Source organism: Marinobacter sediminum (genome assembly GCF_016820575.1).
Taxonomy (GTDB): Bacteria; Pseudomonadota; Gammaproteobacteria; order Pseudomonadales; family Oleiphilaceae; genus Marinobacter; species Marinobacter sediminum.
The window spans coordinates 472,107-493,047 of sequence record NZ_JAEMQH010000002.1 but is presented as its reverse complement, the minus strand read 5'-3'; the positions used below and the strand labels follow the sequence as shown (position 1 = coordinate 493,047).

Below are 20,941 nucleotides of genomic sequence, written 5' to 3'. Positions count from 1 at the left end.
CGTAACCCACTCCTAGTTGCTACTCCTGGCACCGAAATCGATTATAATATAACCATTGCTAGCTGGGGCTCCGGCTCCCGGCCGCTGTGGAGAGCATTTAAACGGATAGAACTCCACACGGGTCATAACTAGTGGGCTGAAGAAAATGATGCCTGCCAAAAACAGGCATTTACGTTACATTTATTCAAGTGTAACGTGTCCAATGAAGAGAAAGTTACCGGTAAACCGCAGATTGTTCTTGGCTCTTGAGTGTTGTGATATGAATACATCGGAGTTGAAACTTTGTCGGCTTGTCTATTTCAGCAGCGCTTGCGCCCATCTCACGGACAATGATGTGGATGCCATTCTCGACGAAGCGATACCGCGTAACGGGAAATGCGGCATCACCGGCTTACTGGCCTATGATGCGTTCCACTTCATGCAGGTCCTGGAAGGCGACGAAGAAGCAGTGAACAAGCTCTATATGGGCATTGCTGCAGACCCTCGCCACCACGATGTTCGGCTTATTCTTTACCAGCGAATTGAAGAGCGCCGCTTTGACGAGTGGTCAATGGCCCTCGCCAAACTGCCAGATGTGCCGGGCAAATACATCGACAAGCTTTACGGGGGGTTCAAACCGCAACTGTTCTCGCCCGAAGACGCAATCAAGTACTTTGATATGCTCCGGCACTACCTGCAGCGGGCAGCCTGATCACCCTCACCTATTCATCCTGCGCTTTCTCGTATTCTCGCTGGTACTCGCTGTACTCCCGCCGATACTGATCCCTGCTCGCCGAATCCTGGCAATGGTTAACACCCTGGGTACTGCGCGCCGTCTCGTGCTCACAGCGATTTTCAACATACTGTTCACGCGCGCTCGGCGCCGGTGAAAGCGGATCTCCGCCACGAACAATAGTGGGCGTGGAACAGGCGGAGAGTGCAATCACCTCCGCGACGATCATCAATCTCAACGGCAATCTTTGAAGCATAGAGTTAGCTCTTTAGTACAAATTGGTCCAAGACCCGTTGGCCAGACAGTTTACCGCAGCAATTTGGTAGTATTTCCTGCTTTGCCCAATGCTTGCCCCTGACGCCACATTGAACTAGTTATAAATTATTGCAGATGGAATTGCAGGGTGACACATGCCGCTAATGACACCCTTTCGGCGCGGCTATCTTGCGCGCTGGGGCTCGCCGGCTTGGCTTCCAGTTCCTGAACAAGGAGTGACGAAAGAGCGGCTGAGATGCGGGAACCGCTACTCCACCGAAGGGAGGTTGCCCCCCAACATGTTCTCTACCACGGCTGCATTGTAGAAGGTTTCTACCTTCTGGATCTTGTTATCCCGGACCACAAACCACACCGCCAGCCGCACATCTCCGATCGGCTCGAAGTTGGTCCTGAAATCCAGGATCGCAAATACATGCTCGCCGTCAGCACTGAGCTGACGCACGATCAGATCCTTCTGAATGGCAGCCATCCCGAACTGGTAGTACAACATGTCATCGGGGCTGAGGAACCGCATATTCGGCCCCACATATTCAAACCCCTCCGACACCAGCAAGGCCTTGGCCTCATCGAATCGCTGGGCACGGGTATCGTCGATAAATTGCGCCACGATGTCCTTTGGCTGCATGGGAACCATTACACCTCAGAAAAAGGAAGTTTGAATATCTGGATTAGCGCAATTTTTTCAAAGTTGCACTCATTCCCTCCTGTATAACAGAAAAATACGCAGTAACAAGCAAACCTGCAATCACCAGCAGAGGGTGCTCGATCCTCAGAAGTAAAAGATCGCGGGCAATCTGTTCAAGCATCAAAACGTGAGTACTTCTAAGTGTCTCGGTGACAAAACGACTCGCACCAAAGCGTCGACAATTTATACAGCTGAACTCGTACCAGAAGCCATAGACTTGCTAACCACCTGCTTTTAGATGACTTTATTTTTGTGGCCTTTTTTTTGCGTCCATGATTATCCGTAACGTTTTAGTTACGCACCTCAAACCGTCCGACCTATCGCAAGACAGGGAAGAAAGGCCTTAAGACGCCTCCAAAAGGTGACAAGGCCGCACACAGCATAGGGGTTTAATCATGATGAAAAGCTATTTGAAAGGAGCTCTTGCCGCAATGGCGCTCAGCTTCAGCGCGAGCAGCATGGCGGGACTTATCTTTGACCCAACCAATACCGGCTCATCCGTCTCACCGGCGCTTGGCTCGGGACTTTGTATCGGGTGCTCTATTTCGGCCTCGCTAAAAGACCTTGATTCTCAGTCAGCGATGCTTGAGGTCGGAGAAACCACGTCCTTTGACTTCTTCGATATCAGCGTTGGAGGCTTTGGAGGAAAATCGTTTGATATCTCCGCCACACTCGCTTTCCTATCTCCGGGCGGTTCTGCCTCCGGAACTGGAGGCGGCATTTTCGCAACGCTTTTTGGCGCTGTCAGTGGCGGGTTCCTGACATGGGACGGTCCAGTTTCAGTCGACCTTGGCAACGGTACCGTCTACAGCGTGGCCTTTGAAAACATTCTTGAAGGCGGCTTGGGTAACACCACTACCGTAGAGGCTTATGTAACGCTCAACAAAGTTCCGGAGCCCGGCACATTGGCGCTTCTTGGCCTGGGCCTGGCTGGTGCCGGCCTCGCTCGTCGCAGACGCGCTGCCTAGCCGAATCTTCATGACGATAAAAAGCCGAGCGCCCTGCTCGGCTTTTTTGCCTAACGTCCCTGAACCCGAAATATCATTACTTGGCAACGCCCCGCACCAGGCAGGATTTTACCCTTATCGCGGAACGCAGCCCGCCAATCGTAAAAACTTGTGTTTTCTGCACATGATTTAACCGCACCCCTCTCAGGTTCCGATATACTCCGCTTGGCCTTAACCTGAAAACTGGTTCATTCTTTGATGAAGACTTACTTAGCGCAGCTTCTTACCCTGATTTTGCTGGCGGCACTGGCGAGCAGTACTCTTGCCAGCAGCTCTAGCATTCGCCTATCGGAATTGGCTGACGAACAGGCTTCATTGGGCCAGCGACTCGCCTATCTTGAGGATGCCAGCCAGAAGCTGACGTTTACCGAGATCACTGGTGTACCGGCACAGAGCTGGCAGCACAGCGAGGCCCGGGTCCCCAATTTTGGTTTCAGCCGAAGCAGCTTCTGGTTCCGCGTTGAAATCATCAACGACACCACCGCGCCCGGCAGCCACCTGATCGAAGTGGCCAACCCGGCGCTCGACTATCTGGATCTCTATATAGTGGCGAACGGCCAGATTGAGGAGGAGGTATTCACCGGCGACCAGCGGCCCCTGGCCCAGCGCCCGATCAAGCACCGCAACGTGCTGCTGCCGCTGGATATCCCCGCGGGTGAAGCCCGCACTCTCTACCTCCGGGCTACCAGCGAGGGCGCCGTACAGTTGCCAGTGGACCTTTGGAACGCGCAAAGCTTCTACGAACAAGACCAGTACAGCCTCGCAGTGCAGATCCTGTTCGCCGGCATCATGCTGGCGCTGGCCGTCTATAACCTCTTCGTTCTCCTGGTAGTGCGCGAAGCCAGCTACCTCTGGTACGTACTGAACGTGGTTACCATCACCATGGTGCAACTGGCCCTGCACGGGGTAACGTTCCAGTTTCTCTGGCCAGAACTGCCGAGCCTGAACAACCTGATACTGGCCGCCGCCATCACCTCCAACGTCGGCTTCGTGCTGCTGTTCACCTACAGTTTCCTGAATCTGCACAAGCAGGGCCGCTTCCTGCGCTGGTTTACCTTGGGTGGCGCCGGTGTCGCGTTTGCACTGTGTGCGTTTTCGGCGGTGGTCAGTTATGGCATGGCCATGCGCCTGGCGGCTCTGATGATCATGGTTGTGGCGCCGGCCGCCCTGGCGATCGGCATTTACCTCTGGGCCAAGGGCGATGTGCTGGCCCGTCTTTACACCCTCGCTTGGAGCGTACTGCTGTTGGGCCACGCCGTGCTGGTGCTCAACAAAATGGGCGTACTGCCACGCAATGTGCTGTTCGAATACGCCCCGCAATTCGGTGCCGCCCTGGAAGTATTGTTGTTCTCCTTTGCCCTCGCCTACCGGATCAACCTGGAGCGCCAGCGGCGCTATGAGGCGCAGAGCAACGCCCTGGCCTCCGAACGGCTTGCCCGCTCCGCCAAGGAGCAGGCTCTGCAGGTGCAGAAAGAAGCCAATGAGCATCTGGAAGCCAGGGTAGCCGAGCGAACCCAAGAACTGGAGAGCGCCAACCAACGCTTGGAGGAAATGACCGCCATCGACGGCCTGACCCAAGTGAAAAACCGCGCTTTCTTTGACCGCCAACTGGCCGACGAATGGCGTCGCAACGCCCGGGAACGCCACGACATGTCCCTGCTGTTGCTGGACGTGGACCATTTCAAGAAAGTGAACGACACATACGGCCACCTGGCCGGCGATGCCTGCCTCAAGCACATGGCGCAGCTTTGCCGGGAATGCCTGAAGCGGCCGGGAGATTTCGTGGCCCGATACGGCGGCGAGGAATTTGCCATCCTGCTCTGCCATACCCACCTTGAAGGCGCCAGCATTGTAGCCGAACGCATGCGCGAGAAAGTGGAATCCACACCGCTGAACTGGGAGGGCAAGACCATCACCCTCACCGTGAGCATCGGCGTGTCCTCCATCCTCCCCAAAGCGCATGAGGACATGACCCGGCTCATCCGGTGTGCAGACGACGCGCTCTATGCGGCCAAACACGCCGGCCGCAACCAATCCAAGGCGTCCAACGGCAGTCCTAAGGTCTTTTCGGCTTAAAGGCCGAAGCCGAAAAAGACACGCCCTGAACGAAAAAGAGCGGGCCGGATAACCCGGACCGCTCTCCTCGTTTTCGCCAACCTCAGCGACTACCCTCTACTCCTCGGGCATCACCATCTGGAAATAGGCAGTTTTTGGCGTCACCCCCGGTTCCAGCGCAGCCGGGGCTGGCGCGCCCGCCACCGGCAAGGACCGGATGTACGCGTAGAGCGCCCGAACATCCGGCTCTTCCATTTCGTTCAACACCCACCAGGGCATGGGCGGCCTCGCCTTCATGGTTTTCACCACAGACACCCACTCATCCTCACTCATCTCGCTGGCATACAGCCGCAGGTTGATGGCGTAAGTGGTGCCCCAGGGGCCTTGCCAGCCCAGGGTATCGCCCATTAGCCACTGACTTTCAGGCACTGTGCCCTCGCTCGGCATGTAACCGGCGGTATGGCAATCGTTGCAGCCGGACATCTTGACCAGGTAACGGCCCCGGTCGATCTCGGCCTGATCCCTGCTGGCGCTGTCAGCAAGGGCGGTGGAGGGAAGCGTCGCGCACAAAAACAACGTTGCTACCAATAACAGGGAACCTTTCATAGGAACCTCCACTATCAGAACGGAACATCGTTAAAGAGATACCGACGACACCTTTAGACAACAACCTTGACAACACCCTCAGACAACCACCGTACACAAGGCATCAAAAGGCACGCGCCGACACGCCTTCAAGAGTGGATGAACGGGTTCTTAGCGCCTGGAGAGGCCCCGGAGCGGGCGCCCCTCGCTGGGGATCAAGCCTTTCTGTCCCTGGCTGGAAGGTAACTCTGAAATTAGCACCACGGCCGAGGTTCGACAATAGCCTGAGAGCACCTCCCGCACCCCATTATTCCACCGTAATAGTGATCTTTTCAGACATCACCGGATCGCTGTGCGGTACGTGGGCGTAGTTGCCCAGCAACAGCTGCAGGGTGTGCTCGCCCGGCGGCAGCATGATCTCGGTTTCCGTCTGGCCGCCCCCAAAATGCTTGACCTGATCGGTGGCCGGCAACGGCTTGCTCAAATCCGACGGCATGTCGGTATCAATCAACAAATGGTGATGCCCGGTGCCTTCCTTATCCGTACCGGCCGGTGCTACGCCCATGTTGCGCAGGCCGAACACCACCTTCACAGGGCTTTGCACGGTGTCGCCATCGCTGGGCGTCACAAAATACACCTCGGCGTTGGCGGGGGCTGCCGACATATGGCCATCGGCCAGCGCGCCCACGGGGGCAAATAACACGGCGGATAACAGAGTGATTGCGATCCTGTTCATTTCACGTCCTCCTTGGTTAGCTCTGATCTCAGTTTAGTTGAGGTTCGCAACCTCAGCATTCTGTGATGCTGACCGCGAGCCCACCCAGGGAGGTTTCTTGTACTTGTGGGACATTTCCAGCCCGGTTTGCCGCATCGCCTCAATGCAGTTATCCAGCGGTATGAAGTGCTTACCATACCCCCCGCAGTGCCAGCGATGCAGCCGAATACGCCTTGATGGCGCCAAAGCCGTTGCGCTCAATAATCCGGTCAACGAAATCATGGGCGGCACCCATCGGCCCAACGGTATGGGAACTCGACTGCCCGACACCTATTCTGAACAGATCCAACACACTGATGAACATGGCAGCCTTGCAGTCGCGGAGTGTAAAAAAAGTCTAGCACGACCCCGAAAACCGTAGGCTGCCTGCCCTGTTTACTAAATGCCCTCTGTTATAGACCGGTGATATCCCTTAGCACCTGCTGGTAGGTTTCCAACGGAAGCGTTTCTGGCGCTTCACTGGTGCCGTCAATAAGCGCCTGCTGCATTCGGGCGTTGAACTCGGTAATGGTTTCATTGACCAGCAGCGGTGAGGCTACAAGGCTTGGAGGAGCACGATGCAGCGTCGCCTGCTCATAGTCATAGGCGATACCCAGGCCGGTGCCCTCGTCGTACTGACGCACGAAAATTTCCATCCCGCGCGGCACGCCGACGGATTCATCGAAGCCGACCGGCACCACAATAGAGCCCATTTGTGTGGTTGAACCAAAGTCACAGGTACGGCCACCGGTGGGTCCGGGGCTCAACACAAGGGCATCCAGCCGTATCTGATTCAGGTTGCTGTCCAGCACCGGATCCCCGTTTTCATCCACCAGAGCGTCCATAACCGAGGTCGTGTAATCGCGTTCCTCGACAATACCCTGCAGTTCCTCTTCGGTGGGCGCCTGGTTCGGATCGGCAGCAGCAACCAGCCCAAATAGCGCGGCCGTGCGAGGGCCTACCCGGCCAGTTTCTACAATACCCTCGATATCCGTGCATTCAGACCGGCCATGGGCCACGGAATTCCGATCAGCCAACAGATCAATGGCTGCGCTGCTCACGCAGGCGCGTTCGCTGACGCCGCCCTCGGCTTCAAACGTTTTGAAATATTCGTTGATATCGTAGTGTCTGGAACCCGCCCCTCTGTTATCAAAATCAGGCAGGTAGACGTCATAGATAGTGGCACCCATGCTCTCAAGCTTTTCCACCGCTTGCGCGATCAATTCGCCCTGCCGACCTGTTCCGGCTGCACTGGTGTTGGTGCCCAGTTGCCTTACCACGCCGATGTTGCGACCAGCCACGCCGTGAACGTCTCTATCCAGAAAATCGACATAGCTATCAGGACGGATCTCGTCTGGGTAAAGAAGCGTTTTGGGGTCGCGGGGGTCAACACCGGCCATGGCCTGCAGCATCAGCGCCGCATCTTTCACGGTCCGCGTCATGGGCCCACCGGTGTCTCGGGTATGACTCAGCGGAAATATACCGTGCTGCGATATAACGCCTAAACTGGGGCGAATACCCACCAAGCCATTGACAGAAGAGGGGTGACGAATCGACTGACAAGTATCGCTGCCGGTGCCCCCTAGGGCGAAGTTCGACGCAATTGATGCACCGGTACCCGAGGACGAGCCTGCAGGACTTTCGCTCGTGTTATAGGGATTGCTCACCTGAATGGCGCGATTGGAAAAGCCCGTGGTGAAAAACGCAAACTCATCCTGATTGGCCTTCCCCAGGATCAGTGCCCCGGCCGCACGCAACTGTGCTACTGAGTGAGCGTCAACGCCAGCCTGGTGGCCCAGCATGCTGTACGAGCCCTGAGTGCTCGGATAGTCCACGGTGTCGTAGTTGTCCTTCAGAAGCACCGGCATGCAATGCAGAAAACGCTCGCCGATGCCGTCATCGCTGGCATACAGGGCATCCAGCGCCCTCGCCTGCTCAAGCGCCAGTGGATTGATCGCAAGCACGCCACGCACGGGCAAACCATTAGCTGGTTGAGGAGCGTCATTGAAGGCATAGATGCGGTCAATATACATCTGAGCCAGTGATTCGCAGGTGATCGGGCTACCGTCCTCAAGTACCCGCCTGCCCGCCAGGGCCTCGTGCACCTGATCCATCGTGGTTTCTTCCAGCGTGAAAAGACCGACTTCAAAAGGTTCTTCGATGGGCGGCTCCTCCTCTGGCGGTTCACCAGGAGAGTTGTCCGTAATGTCGTTCGTTGACGAAGAGCCGCTCGAACTACCGGAACCGGGACAGCCGCTCAGCATCAGCAGGCTGATTAACAGAAGCAAAATAGATATTTTATGACTCATACAACCGATACCCCATAAGGCATGTTGAGAGAATATAGAAAATGCTTCCGTGCGGTGTCGTAACCCTTGGAGAGCTTGCTTTGCAAGTAGCGGGCCAGAATGAGTCAAAGAAGTATCGGGTGTGCAGAAATACTATATGTAGCAGAGATATACGCGTATTTGTCGGAACTCTTGCGCTGAACCGCGATTCACTTTGCGCGCTCTCTATTGGTGCAGCAACCCCCAAACTCTTTTCCAGCAGCTCGTTCACTCCCGGAATTCCCCTGCATGAAGCCGAAGGAGACGGTTGAAAAAAGCGGTCAGGCCATCACCTAGATCGTCATACAGGCAATGAAATACTCAGGTTTGTTTCGAACGAAAGGATACTCACGATGGAAGATCGCAAAGTTCGCTGGGGAATCCTCGGCACCGCCGAAATTGCCACCAAGGTGGTGGCAGGCATGCACGATGCGGAAAACGCCGAGGTAGTCGCGGTGGCAAGCCGCGACCTGGGCCGCGCACAAGCCTGGGCAGATGAGCAAAATGTTCCGCAGGCTTTCGGCTCCTACGATGAACTGCTCGCAGATGACAGCATCGACGCTGTTTACCTGCCCGTGCCCACCGCGCATCGCAACGACTGGATCAAGAAAGCAGCCCGCGCCGGCAAGCACGTGTACGCCGAAAAACCGCTGGCTGACGGCGTCGAAGACGCCATTGAAGTGTGCAAAGAAAACGGCGGGCAGTTCATGGACGGCACCATGTGGCTGCACAGCAACCGCACCCATGAAATTGAGCAGCGCATTGCCAACGGCGACATTGGCGAGGTACGGCGTGTCACCAGTGCCTTCACCTTCAAGGCCCCCAACAAGGAGTGGTACGAAGGCGGCAACGGCCGCACCGACAAAACCCGCGAGCCCATGGGCTGCTTTGGCGATCAGGGCTGGTACCCGATCAGTGCCACCCTATGGAGCTTCAACTACGAACTACCCGAAAAGGTGCAGATGACCCACGTCTCCAAGAACTCCATCGACACCATCGTCGCCTGTGGCGGTACGCTCTGGTTCTCCGGCGGCCGCATGGCCACCTTCGATGCCGGTTGTGAACTCGCCCACCGCTCGCAAGTAGAAACAGTCGGCGATGCTGGACTCATCAAAATCGAAGACCTGGTTGGTGGCCAGGGACGAAGCGGTTTCTTTGGGGCCTATGGCGAGCCCTTCACCGGTAGCTCCTACTACATACTCGGTGATGTTGATGGCAAAGACACTGAGCAACAGGTAGAGCCGTGTGACCACGTAGTGAAACTGGTCGAGAAGTTCTCGAGCATCGTTCTCAGTGGCGAGCTAGAGTCGCAGTGGCCTGAGCGCAGCATGGCCTGTCATAAAGTCATGTCGGCGCTGTTTGAATCGGCGGAATCGGATGGGGCTGTTGTCGCTCTGTAAGGCCCATTGAAAGCACAAGATTCATGCACGCCGAACTACATGCGGCCCAGCATTGCGGTGGAACCATCATTAAAAGAAGCTCGCGAGTGATGGTTGCCTGCTGGGCCCGTATCATCATGGGGCTTTAGCTCTCATTTGGAATTAGCTTGGCGTAGCGTCTCAGTCAACAGACGCTTCAGCGGTCTGCTGCACTGGCTTGTTAACTGATTCCGACCGGGTAGATTTAATAACTTCCTTATGAATTCCCTGAGAAGAAACGAACAAGACAGCGACTCCTCCAATGACAATGTAAATATCAATGCCGCCAATCATCGCTTTTACTGCCGGAAAGAAGGGACTAGCAGCAAGAGCTAAACCACAAACAATACCGCTAGAGTTAAGAAGCGAGCTAACCACAACAGAGTTACTCGCCTCTATACCAGCCTGCCAGCAGCGATACAGATAAACCCCGATCAGAAAAATAGCCAAGATAACAGAGGGTATCAGAACAGTCTTATCCACGAGGGCCTCCCTCATTGTTCTTTGAATCATTGGCCATCTCGCCGAACACAGCTCCAAAAATACCGCCGATAACTGCACCTACCGGCCCGCCAACGGAAGCACCAAAAATAGCTCCACCAATTGCTGCTCCTGCGGTTCTGTTATTTTCTTCCTCTGTACGAGGTTTGTTTTCGTTGTTTTTGTCCAATTCAAATCCCTTTTTGGGGTTAACGCTGGCATAACGGGCCGGTTTTTGGAGTACCAGCGGAACAAACCGGTCCCGTTGACGCACTGGTTAAGCATGATTACTGCTTCTCGATCTGATACTTAATGGCACCAGCTGTCTTTTCGAGGACTTTAATAACATAGCCCTCCATGACTAAGACTCTTTCGTCAGGTTTGAGGCGGATTGCCATCTGTTCCGGAGACAATACCGCATGATAATCATCGGAAGGCGACACTGTGGAAGACGAATAGGAAGTCGTTGCGTTTGCAGTCACTGTGCCTTGATTTGAGTTGCCGTAGTAGCTACCAGAAGCGTTTGTTGTTGCGGAGCCGGTAGAAGTGGTAACCGGTGTTCGACTCATGGTTGTTTCATTGGAGAGTATTTTCACGTCCTTCCTGTGAAAAATGACCTCGCCCGAATCTTTGATCGCGACAAGTTTCAGTTCGCTAAAGCCTTCGTTAGTTTTCCTGCCGAAAATGTCAGATTTCCCGAAAGCGTTCTTTAGATCGCGTTGCTTATTTACGTGAAGAATCACATCGCCAATCCCGGCCCAAAGCTCCTTTCCAATCGGTTGCTGCGTTTTTTGGGAGTGCTGTATCGGAGCACAGCCGACTATCGTCAATGCCAATAGACAAAATAATGATCGCAACTTCTTCGCAACATCCATAATTTCAGCACTGCATATTTTGATACTTGATGCTTAACGCCTCAAGCAGAGGCGCCAGCTTCGCTGGCGTCCTGCTGGCTTGATTTATTAGGCTCTGCCTCAGTTTCATCTGGCCTATTCAGTTCTTCGATCTCTGCTTCCCAATCAGTTTTTTCATCAGGATAAAATTGGTTTACGATTTCATCGTATAGGCCATCAACCTCACGAATATATTCGCCGTCCGGATTGTAGAGTTCTAATACTTCTCGGCGAATCGCCCAAGATCCGCCAGGGTACCTCCGGGATTCAACCTTCAATTTTGCCTGAAGATGGTCTTTAACAATTTTAGTAGCGCCAAGGCGCACACTCTCCCTGTCATCAATATATCTTTCAGTCGTAACCTGCATAATTCCTAGCGTTTTAGCAAAACCAAAATAGAAGAGCACATTTTCTATTAGTCGATATAGCTTAGGTCGGTTGAAAGCTTCGACAATCAACACAGCATAAATTAGAGCTTCTTGTCTTTTAGTTTCAGCAATTCCTTCTATTAGCTTCCCGTACAGGCTCTTGTAGGTTAAATAACGACCATTCAAATAATTCGCTTTACGAGCCTTGGTTCTTTCATCCGATAGCTTCACACTGTTGAATGTATGGTATGCATAAGCCACAATAGCCAACCATACGGCGCTGCCAAGTTCCTTTGCAGTGGGAAATAGAAACTCTTTCTGTGTGATCAAAGTGTCGTATACATAATATGACGCTGGTATTGATACAAGAACATAGGCGCACTGTGTTACCCAATTAAGTAACCGCGCTCTACCAGTTGCTAGATTGAACACCAGTCGAAACACAAAGTAGTACACAACAACCAGGTATATATCTTTCACCAACCAATCTTGCTGTAGCTTATATAATATTGCAGATACGACAGTGATATAGGCAACCGGAGAAAAAGCTCTATACATAAAGTTAAACGCTGGAGCCTCATCTGCCTTAGCTAAAACAGACATCCTGATGTATCCAGCATGAATAGAATGACTACCAATCCAGTTAAGGATAAAAAATAAGCCAACTGCCATTAAGAAATGTGCAAATATTAAATTCAAATCCGTTCTCTCTACTAAAGCCTAACGCTTTGCGCAGCGGCCGGTTTGTGGAGTGGAGCGCAGCGGAACAAGCCGGTCCGACTGACGCTACTGGTTATGTGGTAATTTCAGTCTGTCTTGGCTGAAACCGTACACAAAACCGCCAAAACACACTGATGTGTAAACGACTCCTACCATTTGCCACAGGAAAGTTTCTTTGAATTCTTCATATATGCCAAGCCCTATGCCTATACCGATAGCACCAACAATAATTAGCAATACTGAATATAGGGGCTAAAGACTAAACTGCTGGTAAGGTACTGAGTAAAGTCTGTCTAAATAGCAGAGACCAACTCCACCGATTATTACAGATACCGCTGTTTTGACCCACTCCTCCCACGCAGTTGGATTTTCCCCTCCTAAATAGGAGAAAAACCAAACATAAGTGCAGATTACTAAGCTCCAAATGGCGATAGCGAAGAATTTAGCCCAGTATCGAAAGTGTTTTAGCGCGCAAAATCCTTGCATGAAACGACTCCATTTTTTACACATAACTCCAACCAGCATGCGCGGCTGCGGAATGTAGGCGAAGCCGCAATGTAGTAGCCGTCGCCGTACCTGGCCTTGTTAAACAAAGGTTAGGAATCCTCATCGTTATCACTAACCGCGTGAATGAATGCCTTTCCTGTAAGCGTAAGCTCCCAAGCACCGGACTGTCTCTGAATAAGACCAAGAGACCTTAAATGCTCATGGTTAAAGCTACCGTCCTGCTTTAGCTCAAGGCTAATGCCCAGCACACTGATACTTGCCATAAAGCTGTTTGCAGCCTTCTTAAAAGCCACACTTCTATCAGCCTCTTGTTCTGCGATATCTGCGAGAATTTGGGCATCCTGCCCACTTAGACGCCCAAGAATTCTTCCGAATTCAGGGTGCGCATTGCCTTCAGAGAGTTCCTCAGCTAATAGATTCGACCACAACTCTCGAATTATCGGGTCTGTCTCAGTTGCTGACTGCTCTATGGCGTCAATCATCAAACTTGCATTAAGCGGGCGCCGCGATTGATTCGTTTTCTTACGCTTTTTGGCCTTTTTATCGGCACTGCTCATCATTTCTGCCGCGAGGACTTTTTCAGCATCGACTAGCCGATCAAACTTTGACTCAATAAGGCGACCAACCCCACTAGTTAAACTCGTTAGTGGGGCTAAAACATCCTTGAAGGTCGTACATGCCGTATCTACAAACTGTACCCAAGCAGAATCAGGTATTGCCTCCGCAATCTTACCGGCACCCGTCAGGTCAAGAGACTTATCATCAGACACTAGAGACTCACTTTATTGTTTAACGCTGAGCTTAGCGGCGGCCTTGTAATGGAGGCGTAGCCGCAATGAAAAGGCCGTCCGGCGGCCATCGGCCGCGTACTACAGCGGCTTGTTAATGGCCGGTTACCCGGCAGTTTCTCCCTGGCACCCAAACCCGAATGCCCTTTACCAAATAGCTTGCACTGACCCTAGCCCATGGCGCGAGGAACCAGAACACGAAACTCGCGGATTTTGCAGTGTTTTGCGGGGAGAAGAGTTGAACTGAAGTGAACATTTGAAAGCAACTCCCTGCTCTACTGCCTGAATCCCTCGAAAGCCTTGGCCATTAACGTTGAACGAAGCGGCGCGTCTCACGCGTCCGCCTTGCGTGACTGGTTAGTTGGTTCCAATGGATTCTGCAAAGTGAGAGCAAGCTCAATCGCCATTTGCAGGTACCTGCGTGTCTGTTTACTCGTCGGCACAAAATAGGGAGCATGAGCAGCTTCGTTGCGCAATCCTCTAAGATCCTCAAAAAACGGAAGCAATGTTTTCGCATAACCTCCGGTATTGATTAGCTCAAGAACAACCTTACGAGGGGAAATCCTGCGAGAGCTTTGGATACCGTTTCTCTCTGCGGCTTCGGAAAGAGATGCCTCCACCTCAACCCATGCTTCGAGCAAAGCCGCGCGGGGCGACTCATCGGCAATGCGAAGCAAACGCTCATATCGCTCATCATAAGGGGGAGGATAAACGGGTTCCTCGTCTGCTAGAGATGATGGCTTCTCCTTCTTCGGTAACGCCTTTCTTGCCTCTTCCTCTGCAGCAGCGAGCTCTTTTTCAAAGCTTGCTTCGACATCCTTGTATTTCAGAGATGTCACGCGACCAAGCAGCTTTCGAAGGTCCGAGCGAAACAAGTAACCTAGCCAGATAACTGCCGCTGGCCACGCTACTGAATCAATGATGTTAACGACATACTCCATGTGCACTACCAACTAACAGCTAATTCAGTGACAAATGACACCTATCACGTCGCGCTTATTTCCAACTTTTAAGTCCGCCATGCACACAGTAAGCTCTTGATACTGAGGCACTAACTGACTAAGGCAACGTCCCAAGCTTCCCCAAATAAGCGCACTTTGTCCCAAAACTACAGAATCGCGAGTTCGCTTGTTTCCACTAATGCTTCCGAACTATTCCATATTTTTCAAAAGGTTGTAATAACGGGCCTGATATTTTGCGACATTTGACGTATATCTCCGCCTACCCTGACTCCCACGAAGCGTAGCAGACTAATCACCGAACGCACTTCCCCTTCGCCAAAGCCCTACGGCAGCCCGGTTTCCATTCCTGTTACAATGGGCGTCACATTTGAACACCGAACTTGTACCCCAGAGTGATTCATGACTGAGAACACCCCGCTCCAAAGCGCTTCTAACTCCACCACCGTGCAAGGTTTCCACGGCGAGAACTTCTCCCGCCGCTTCAGCGTCGCGCCTATGATGGATTGGACGACGAGTCATTTCCGCTACCTGGCTCGCCAGTTGAGCCGCCATGCGCTGCTGTATACCGAAATGGTCACTACCGGCGCCCTGATTCATGGCGACACCTCGCGATTCCTGCGCCATGAGCCGGCGGAGTATCCGCTGGCGTTGCAACTGGGTGGAAGTGATGCCGGTGAGCTGGCGCACTGCGCCAAACTGGCGGAGCAGTTTGGGTTTGATGAGGTGAACCTGAATGTGGGCTGCCCCAGTGATCGGGTGCAGAACAACATGATTGGCGCCTGCCTGATGGGCCACCCGGACAAGGTGGCCGAAGGGGTTCGGGCAATGATTGAGGCCACCAGCCTGCCGGTTACGGTGAAGCACCGGATTGGTATTGATGGCCGGGAATCCTGGGATGATCTGTGCGAGTTCATTGAGAAGGTTTCGGCGGCTGGCTGCCGCACGTTCATCGTGCATGCCCGCATCGCCATCCTTGAGGGCCTGAGCCCGAAGGAAAACCGCGATGTGCCGCCATTGAAGTACGATTGGGTGTATGCCCTTAAGCAGAAATACCCGCACCTTGAGATCATCATCAACGGCGGCATCAAAACCTTTGACGAGTGCCACGAGCACCTGCAACACACCGATGGCGTAATGCTGGGCCGGGAGGCGTATAACAACCCCTGGCTGCTGGCCAGTGTGGACAGTGAGTTCTTCGGTGCACCGGCCTCTACCCTCACCCGCCATGACGCACTGCGGGCCATGTACCCGTTTATCCAGAGCGAGCTCGAGCGTGGTGTGTACCTCACCCACATATCGCGGCATCTGTTGGGCCTGTTTCACGGCCAGCCGGGCGGGCGTCAGTTCCGCCGTTATATCAGCGAGAATGCCCATAAGTCCGGGGCCGGGCTTGAGGTGATTCAGACTGCCCTGGGGAAAGTCCGGGAGCCGGAACCGGCGGTTATTGCAGAAGCTTAATTGGCCCCGAGGCTTTGGTTGTCTTGTCCCTGTCAAACCAGCCCGTTATTGTAGGTGAATCACCAGCATCTGGGAGTCGGATGCCTCAATAACAGATCAATCGGGACGACAGCACGAATGACCAACAAGCTTGAACAACTGAAGACCATGACCACCGTGGTGGCCGACACCGGCGACATCGACGCCATTGCCCAATGGCGCCCGCAAGATGCCACCACCAACCCTTCCCTGCTGCTGAAAGCTGCCGCCTCAGACGCCTATCGCCCGATGCTGGATAAAGCCGTTGCCGATGCCCGTCGCCACGGTGGCTCCGACGCCGAACAGCTGACCATTGCGACTGATACCCTGGCGGTGCTGGCCGGGCGGGAAATCCTGAACCTGATTCCCGGCGTAGTCTCCACCGAAGTGGATGCGCGTTTGTCGTTTGATACCGCCGGCACTCTGGAGCGGGCCCGTCGTCTGGTTGATCTGTATGACAAGCAAGGCGTGGACACCAGCCGGGTGCTGATCAAGATTGCCGCCACCTGGGAGGGCATTCGGGCGGCGGAACAGCTGGAAAAAGAAGGCATCCGCTGCAACCTTACTCTGCTGTTCTCGTTCATTCAGGCGGCCGCCTGCGCCCAGGCCGGTGCCTTCCTGATTTCGCCATTTGTCGGCCGGATTCTGGACTGGCACCTGGCCAACAGCGGCCGCGACAGCTACCCGGCGGCGGAAGACCCGGGCGTGCTGTCGGTGTCCAGGATCTATAATTACTTCAAGGCCAATGATTACAACACCGTGGTGATGGGCGCGAGCTTCCGCAACACCGGCGAGATTGAAATGCTGGCAGGCTGCGACCGGCTGACCATCAGCCCGGCCCTGCTGCAGGAGCTGCAGGATGACACCGCACCGCTGAGCCGGAAACTGTCGGCCGAGGGCGTAAGCTCGCCGGATAAGCTGGGCACAGTGAACGAGCGGTTGTTCCGCTGGGAATCCAACGAAGACGCCATGGCCACCGAGAAACTGGCCGATGGCATTCGCCGCTTCACCGCGGATCAGATAGAACTGGAACAGCGGGTGCGCCAATTGGCCAAAGCGGCCTGAAACCAACACTGTTTGCAACGTAACAGGAGTGCGACTGCCCCAACATGTTAGATCAATTGAAAAAGCTGTTTGCCGCACCGGAGTCGGAGAATCAGGAGCCGGACAACCACCAACTGGCCGTGGCAGCCACCGCCCTGATGGTGCAGTTGTCCCGGGCGGACCACAACGAGGACGAGCGCGAGCTGCAAACCATTGTGGACTGCGCAGTTAAGGCGCATCAGGTAACCCGGGACGAGGCCGAGGCGATCCTGCAGGACGCCCTGGACCACGCCGACGACGCCACCTCAATGTACGAGTTTACCGGGCAGATCAACGAGCATCTGGACCAGCACGCCAAGCAGTCGCTGCTGGAAAGTATCTGGCGTGTGGCCTTTGCTGATGGCCGAATCGACAAGTACGAAGAACACCTTATTCGCCGTATGGCGGACCTGCTGCATCTTAATCACCGGGAATACATGCAGGCGCGGCACCGGGCGGAGAATTCAGGATAACGAGTGCCGGGTGACGAGCGTGCCGGCTAACACAAAGGAGACTGTATGCTAGCCATTCTTCATCCCAACACCGGGTTGGACAGCGACGCCTACCGCCAGACCATGCACTACCTGGAGAACCTGCCCGGGGTATCGGTGCGGGTGCACGAGGTACAGGGCACCACCCAGCGGCTCACGGAAATCTACCTGCTTGGCGACACCAAGGGCCTGAACAAGGAAGAAATCGAGGCGCTGCCGGCGGTTGAGCGAGCCATTCGCATTTCCGATGACTACCGCATTCTGGGCCGTCACAAGGATGACCGGCGCCAGAGCGGGTTCACCTACAACGGCGTAGACTTCAATCAGTCCAACTTGAACGTGTTTGCCGGGCTGTGCGCAGTCGACGTGCCGGAACACGTGGACATGATGATGCGGGCCCTGCAGGAGAATGGCGAGGTTTGTACCCGCATGGGCGCCTACAAGCCGCGTACCAACCCCTACTCGTTCCAGGGCCACGGCAAGGGCTGCCTGCCCTGGGTGTTCGAGAAGGCAGGCAAGCATGGCATCAAGGTGATTGCCATGGAGATTACCCACGAGAGCCACATCGAGGAAATCGATACCTGCCTGGAACGCCTGGGCCGCCCGACCGGGGTGATGCTGCAAGTAGGCACCCGGAATACCCAGAACTTTGAGCTGCTGAAAGCGATTGGCCGCCAAAGTGAGTATCCCGTATTGCTCAAGCGCGGTTTTGGTATCACCCTGAACGAATCCCTGAATGCCGCCGAGTACCTGGCCAGCGAAGGTAACGCCAATGTGATCTTCTGCCTGCGGGGCATGAAGACTGAGGCCGGGCAACCGCATCGCAACATGGTTGATTTTGCCCATGTGCCGGCGGTGAAGCGGCTCACCCGGATGCCGGTGTGTGTAGACCCATCCCACTCGGTGGGCAGCCGGGACCGCGCCCCGGACGGCATTCTGGATGTAATGCACGCCACCGCACAGGGCGTGATTGCCGGTGCCAACATGGTGCTGGTGGACTTCCACCCGAAACCCGAACGGGCACTGGTGGACGGCCCCCAGGCTTTGTTGATGAACGAATTACCCGCCTATCTGGAAGATATCCGGCTATGCCACGACACCTGGACCAAACGCCAGGCCATTTACCAACGCCTTCAAGGTGAACCACCAGAATGATTGTTTACGGACACAGAGGCGCCAAAGGCGAGGCGCCGGAAAATACAATGCCGGGATTTATTCATGCCTACCGCCATGGCATCCGGCATTTTGAGTTGGATCTGGTGCTTTCGAAAGACGGCAAGCCCGTGCTGGTGCACGATCTGAGCGTTACTCGCACCACCAGTCATACCGGTGAGGTCAGTAACTTCACGGCCGCCGAACTGGCCGATATGGACGCCCGGCGCAACACCAGCTCCTGGCCCCGCAAGATTGGCATTCCCACCCTGGAAGACCTGCTGGACCAGTTTGACGATCTGGAGCACCTGCAGCTGGAGGTAAAGAAAGACAACCGGCAGCGCCTGAACATTCTGTGCAACCGCCTGACCGAGATCATTCAGCGCCGAGATCTGTACAAGACAGCCACCATTACCTCGTCAGACACCTGGTTTCTGAAGGAAATCCGTCGGCGCAACAAGCACATTCAGATTGGCTTGGTGGCAGAGCGCAAGTTCCCACGGCCGTTGAACGTGGCGACGCGGCTTGGTTGTAGCTACCTGTGTTTAAACTGGAAGCTGTGTTCGAAGGAAATCGTGGCGAACGCGCACCGCCGGGGCATGCACGTGTCTACCTGGACGGTAAACCGCATACACGACATGTTGCAGTTGGAGGAAATGGGGGTGGACAGCATCATTACCGATTATCCGACCAGCACCCGGATGTTCTTCGACAACCGGGCCAGAGCCTTGATGCCCCTGCCCCAATCCAAATCAGAGTCTGTGACGGGCAACGACACGGCGCTGCCCACCAGCGGCTGAAGCCGGATCAGAAGATCCGGTTCAGGCCGTTCAGGGCGGCTACCCGGTAGGCTTCTGCCATGGTCGGGTAGTTAAAGGTGGTGTTGATGAAGTAGTTCAGGGAATTGGCTTCCCCTTCCTGGTTCATGATCGCCTGTCCGATGTGGACGATTTCCGCCGCCTGATCCCCGAAGCAGTGAATGCCCAAAATCTGGCGGGTTTCACGGTGGAACAGGATCTTCAGCATACCCACCGCATCGCCGGTAATCTGCGCCCGGGCCAGGTCTTTGAAGAAGGCCTGGCCTACTTCATACGGCACCTTCGCTTCGGTCAATTCGCGCTCGGTTTTACCCACGGAACTGATCTCGGGGATGGTGTAGATACCGGTCGGCACGTCCGAGACGTAGCGGAAGTACTCATCCTTCACGATGTCGGAGGACGCCGAACGGCCCTGATCGTAGGCGGCACTGGCCAGGCTCGGCCAACCGATGACGTCTCCAGCGGCGTAGATGTTCTCGACTTCCGTCCGGTAGTGCTCATCCACCGACAGCTGGCCACGGCCGTTGGGCACCAGCCCCACGCTATCGAGGTTCAGGGAGTCCGTGTTGCCGGTACGGCCGTTGCACCACAGGAACGCGTCGGCGCGAATCTTCTTGCCGGATACCAGTGACAGCACCACACCGTGGTCGTCGCCTTCCACCTTCTCATACTGCTCGTTGTGGCGTACCAGAACCCCGTTGTTGCGCAGGTGGTAGCTGAGCGCGTCGGAGATCTCGTCATCCAGGAACGACAGCAGGCGACTGGTCGGGTTGATCAGGTCTACCTTCACACCCAGGCCGGCAAAGATCGAAGCGTACTCTGAACCGATAACACCAGCGCCGTAGATGATCAGCGTGCGCGGGGTGTGGGACAGGTTCAGGATGGTATCCGAGTTGTAGATGCGGTGATGACGGAAATCCACATCGGGCGGCAGGTACGGGCGTGAGCCGGTGGCAATGATCGCCTGCTTGAAGTGGATATGTTCAACCGCCTTGCTGCCGCGGATTTCCAGCCGGTTCTTGTCCACGAACGAGGCACGGCCGTTGATCAGGTCTACCCGGTTGCGGGCGTAGAACTGGGTTCTCAGCTTCACCTGCTTGCCGATAACCTTCTGGGCGTTCTGCAGCACCCGGGGAAAGGAGAACCAGCGCGGCTCGCCGATATCGCGGAACATCTGGTTGGTGTTGAACGTGATGATCTGCTTCACCGAATGACGCAGCGCCTTGGAGGGAATGGTCCCCCAGTGGGTGCAGTTACCGCCGACGGTGGCCTTGTCTTCGATGATCGCGACACGTTTACCGTGCTTCGTCGCATTCATCGCCGCGCCTTCACCTGAAGGCCCAGCGCCGATAACGACGACGTCGTAATGATGTTCTGCCATGCG

At 54.9% G+C, this 20,941-nt stretch carries 20 protein-coding genes and 2 pseudogenes; 9 read left to right on the top strand and 13 right to left on the bottom strand.

Annotated elements, in window-relative coordinates:
* Window positions 1–202: 202 nt before the first annotated feature.
* Window positions 203–691 (top strand): BLUF domain-containing protein, encoded by a 489-nt coding sequence (locus FGO67_RS09120; RefSeq protein ID WP_338039547.1) that lies wholly within the window; start codon window positions 203–205, stop codon window positions 689–691.
* Between the two features lie 10 nt (window positions 692–701).
* On the opposite strand, the gene FGO67_RS09115 is transcribed toward FGO67_RS09120, so the two are convergent.
* A complete protein-coding gene (locus tag FGO67_RS09115; protein ID WP_203300413.1) occupies window positions 702–968 on the bottom strand; it encodes a hypothetical protein in 267 nt (88 codons plus the stop codon).
* A 267-nt stretch (window positions 969–1,235) separates the two neighbouring features.
* Entirely contained in the window at window positions 1,236–1,613 is a 378-nt protein-coding gene (locus tag FGO67_RS09110; RefSeq protein ID WP_203300412.1) for a nuclear transport factor 2-like protein, read from the bottom strand.
* A 944-nt stretch (window positions 1,614–2,557) separates the two neighbouring features.
* Here FGO67_RS09110 and FGO67_RS17370 point away from each other — a divergent pair.
* Window positions 2,558–2,641, top strand: a pseudogene (locus tag FGO67_RS17370) (PEP-CTERM sorting domain-containing protein); the annotation flags it as partial.
* Window positions 2,642–2,878: 237 nt separating this feature from the next.
* Window positions 2,879–4,756, top strand: a complete 1,878-nt coding sequence (locus FGO67_RS09100) for a sensor domain-containing diguanylate cyclase (protein ID WP_203300411.1) — start codon at window positions 2,879–2,881, stop codon at window positions 4,754–4,756.
* Window positions 4,757–4,852: 96 nt separating this feature from the next.
* Here FGO67_RS09100 and FGO67_RS09095 read toward each other — a convergent pair whose 3' ends face one another.
* From FGO67_RS09095 to FGO67_RS09080, 4 genes and pseudogenes are all read right to left on the bottom strand, one after another.
* Entirely contained in the window at window positions 4,853–5,341 is a 489-nt protein-coding gene (locus FGO67_RS09095; protein ID WP_203300410.1) for a c-type cytochrome, read from the bottom strand.
* A gap of 286 nt (window positions 5,342–5,627) precedes the next feature.
* Window positions 5,628–6,056 carry a DUF4399 domain-containing protein gene (locus tag FGO67_RS09090; protein ID WP_203300409.1) on the bottom strand — a complete coding sequence of 143 codons (429 nt, stop codon included), beginning with the start codon at window positions 6,054–6,056 and terminating at the stop codon, window positions 5,628–5,630.
* Window positions 6,057–6,297: 241 nt separating this feature from the next.
* Window positions 6,298–6,399, bottom strand: a pseudogene (locus tag FGO67_RS17365) (serine dehydratase beta chain); the annotation flags it as partial.
* A gap of 88 nt (window positions 6,400–6,487) precedes the next feature.
* Window positions 6,488–8,383, bottom strand: a complete 1,896-nt coding sequence (locus FGO67_RS09080) for an amidase (RefSeq protein ID WP_203300408.1) — start codon at window positions 8,381–8,383, stop codon at window positions 6,488–6,490.
* 371 nt (window positions 8,384–8,754) lie between these two features.
* On the opposite strand from FGO67_RS09080, the gene FGO67_RS09075 reads away from it, so the two are divergent.
* Window positions 8,755–9,801 carry a Gfo/Idh/MocA family protein gene (locus FGO67_RS09075; protein WP_203300407.1) on the top strand — a complete coding sequence of 349 codons (1,047 nt, stop codon included), beginning with the start codon at window positions 8,755–8,757 and terminating at the stop codon, window positions 9,799–9,801.
* A 159-nt stretch (window positions 9,802–9,960) separates the two neighbouring features.
* Here the strand turns inward: FGO67_RS09075 and FGO67_RS09070 are convergent, their stop codons facing one another.
* The 6 genes from FGO67_RS09070 to FGO67_RS09045 form a co-directional block, all read right to left on the bottom strand.
* On the bottom strand, window positions 9,961–10,302 hold the full coding sequence (locus tag FGO67_RS09070; RefSeq protein WP_203300406.1) for a hypothetical protein: 342 nt from the start codon (window positions 10,300–10,302) through the stop codon (window positions 9,961–9,963).
* The gene (locus FGO67_RS09065) at window positions 10,295–10,489 is read right to left on the bottom strand and encodes a glycine zipper domain-containing protein (protein WP_203300405.1); all 195 of its coding nucleotides are present in this window, start codon (window positions 10,487–10,489) and stop codon (window positions 10,295–10,297) included. Before FGO67_RS09065 ends, FGO67_RS09070 begins: the two co-directional genes overlap by 8 nt.
* A gap of 97 nt (window positions 10,490–10,586) precedes the next feature.
* Window positions 10,587–11,174 carry a hypothetical protein gene (locus FGO67_RS09060; protein WP_203300404.1) on the bottom strand — a complete coding sequence of 196 codons (588 nt, stop codon included), beginning with the start codon at window positions 11,172–11,174 and terminating at the stop codon, window positions 10,587–10,589.
* A 41-nt stretch (window positions 11,175–11,215) separates the two neighbouring features.
* A complete protein-coding gene (locus tag FGO67_RS09055) occupies window positions 11,216–12,259 on the bottom strand; it encodes a hypothetical protein (RefSeq protein ID WP_238942314.1) in 1,044 nt (347 codons plus the stop codon).
* Between the two features lie 617 nt (window positions 12,260–12,876).
* Window positions 12,877–13,557: an Abi-alpha family protein gene (locus FGO67_RS17085; RefSeq protein ID WP_203300403.1), complete on the bottom strand. Its 681-nt coding sequence runs from the start codon at window positions 13,555–13,557 to the stop codon at window positions 12,877–12,879.
* A 350-nt stretch (window positions 13,558–13,907) separates the two neighbouring features.
* Window positions 13,908–14,516 (bottom strand): hypothetical protein, encoded by a 609-nt coding sequence (locus FGO67_RS09045; protein ID WP_203300402.1) that lies wholly within the window; start codon window positions 14,514–14,516, stop codon window positions 13,908–13,910.
* A gap of 420 nt (window positions 14,517–14,936) precedes the next feature.
* Between FGO67_RS09045 and dusA the strand changes: the two genes are divergently transcribed.
* From dusA to FGO67_RS09020, 5 genes are all read left to right on the top strand, one after another.
* Entirely contained in the window at window positions 14,937–15,995 is a 1,059-nt protein-coding gene (gene dusA / locus FGO67_RS09040) for a tRNA dihydrouridine(20/20a) synthase DusA (protein WP_203300401.1), read from the top strand.
* Between the two features lie 117 nt (window positions 15,996–16,112).
* The gene (gene tal, locus FGO67_RS09035) at window positions 16,113–17,078 is read left to right on the top strand and encodes a transaldolase (protein ID WP_203300400.1); all 966 of its coding nucleotides are present in this window, start codon (window positions 16,113–16,115) and stop codon (window positions 17,076–17,078) included.
* Between the two features lie 44 nt (window positions 17,079–17,122).
* Window positions 17,123–17,569: a tellurite resistance TerB family protein gene (locus FGO67_RS09030; protein WP_203300399.1), complete on the top strand. Its 447-nt coding sequence runs from the start codon at window positions 17,123–17,125 to the stop codon at window positions 17,567–17,569.
* 45 nt (window positions 17,570–17,614) lie between these two features.
* A complete protein-coding gene (locus FGO67_RS09025) occupies window positions 17,615–18,742 on the top strand; it encodes a 3-deoxy-7-phosphoheptulonate synthase (protein WP_203300398.1) in 1,128 nt (375 codons plus the stop codon).
* Window positions 18,739–19,539, top strand: coding sequence for a glycerophosphodiester phosphodiesterase (locus FGO67_RS09020; protein ID WP_203300397.1), 801 nt, complete (start codon window positions 18,739–18,741; stop codon window positions 19,537–19,539). The genes FGO67_RS09025 and FGO67_RS09020 overlap by 4 nt, the downstream gene beginning before the upstream one ends.
* Window positions 19,540–19,546: 7 nt before the next feature.
* Here the strand turns inward: FGO67_RS09020 and sthA are convergent, their stop codons facing one another.
* Window positions 19,547–20,938: a Si-specific NAD(P)(+) transhydrogenase gene (gene sthA, locus FGO67_RS09015; protein ID WP_203300396.1), complete on the bottom strand. Its 1,392-nt coding sequence runs from the start codon at window positions 20,936–20,938 to the stop codon at window positions 19,547–19,549.
* Between the last annotated feature and the right edge of the window lie 3 nt (window positions 20,939–20,941).

Coding starts and splice junctions, on each gene's coding strand:
- FGO67_RS09120 (WP_338039547.1), top strand. CDS start 203: ATGAAGAGAAAGTTACCGGTAAACCGCAGATTGTTCTTGGCTCTTGAG.
- FGO67_RS09115 (WP_203300413.1), bottom strand. CDS start 968: ATGCTTCAAAGATTGCCGTTGAGATTGATGATCGTCGCGGAGGTGATT.
- FGO67_RS09110 (WP_203300412.1), bottom strand. CDS start 1,613: ATGCAGCCAAAGGACATCGTGGCGCAATTTATCGACGATACCCGTGCC.
- FGO67_RS09100 (WP_203300411.1), top strand. CDS start 2,879: ATGAAGACTTACTTAGCGCAGCTTCTTACCCTGATTTTGCTGGCGGCA.
- FGO67_RS09095 (WP_203300410.1), bottom strand. CDS start 5,341: ATGAAAGGTTCCCTGTTATTGGTAGCAACGTTGTTTTTGTGCGCGACG.
- FGO67_RS09090 (WP_203300409.1), bottom strand. CDS start 6,056: ATGAACAGGATCGCAATCACTCTGTTATCCGCCGTGTTATTTGCCCCC.
- FGO67_RS09080 (WP_203300408.1), bottom strand. CDS start 8,383: ATGAGTCATAAAATATCTATTTTGCTTCTGTTAATCAGCCTGCTGATG.
- FGO67_RS09075 (WP_203300407.1), top strand. CDS start 8,755: ATGGAAGATCGCAAAGTTCGCTGGGGAATCCTCGGCACCGCCGAAATT.
- FGO67_RS09060 (WP_203300404.1), bottom strand. CDS start 11,174: ATGGATGTTGCGAAGAAGTTGCGATCATTATTTTGTCTATTGGCATTG.
- FGO67_RS09045 (WP_203300402.1), bottom strand. CDS start 14,516: ATGGAGTATGTCGTTAACATCATTGATTCAGTAGCGTGGCCAGCGGCA.
- dusA (WP_203300401.1), top strand. CDS start 14,937: ATGACTGAGAACACCCCGCTCCAAAGCGCTTCTAACTCCACCACCGTG.
- tal (WP_203300400.1), top strand. CDS start 16,113: ATGACCAACAAGCTTGAACAACTGAAGACCATGACCACCGTGGTGGCC.
- FGO67_RS09030 (WP_203300399.1), top strand. CDS start 17,123: ATGTTAGATCAATTGAAAAAGCTGTTTGCCGCACCGGAGTCGGAGAAT.
- FGO67_RS09025 (WP_203300398.1), top strand. CDS start 17,615: ATGCTAGCCATTCTTCATCCCAACACCGGGTTGGACAGCGACGCCTAC.
- FGO67_RS09020 (WP_203300397.1), top strand. CDS start 18,739: ATGATTGTTTACGGACACAGAGGCGCCAAAGGCGAGGCGCCGGAAAAT.
- sthA (WP_203300396.1), bottom strand. CDS start 20,938: ATGGCAGAACATCATTACGACGTCGTCGTTATCGGCGCTGGGCCTTCA.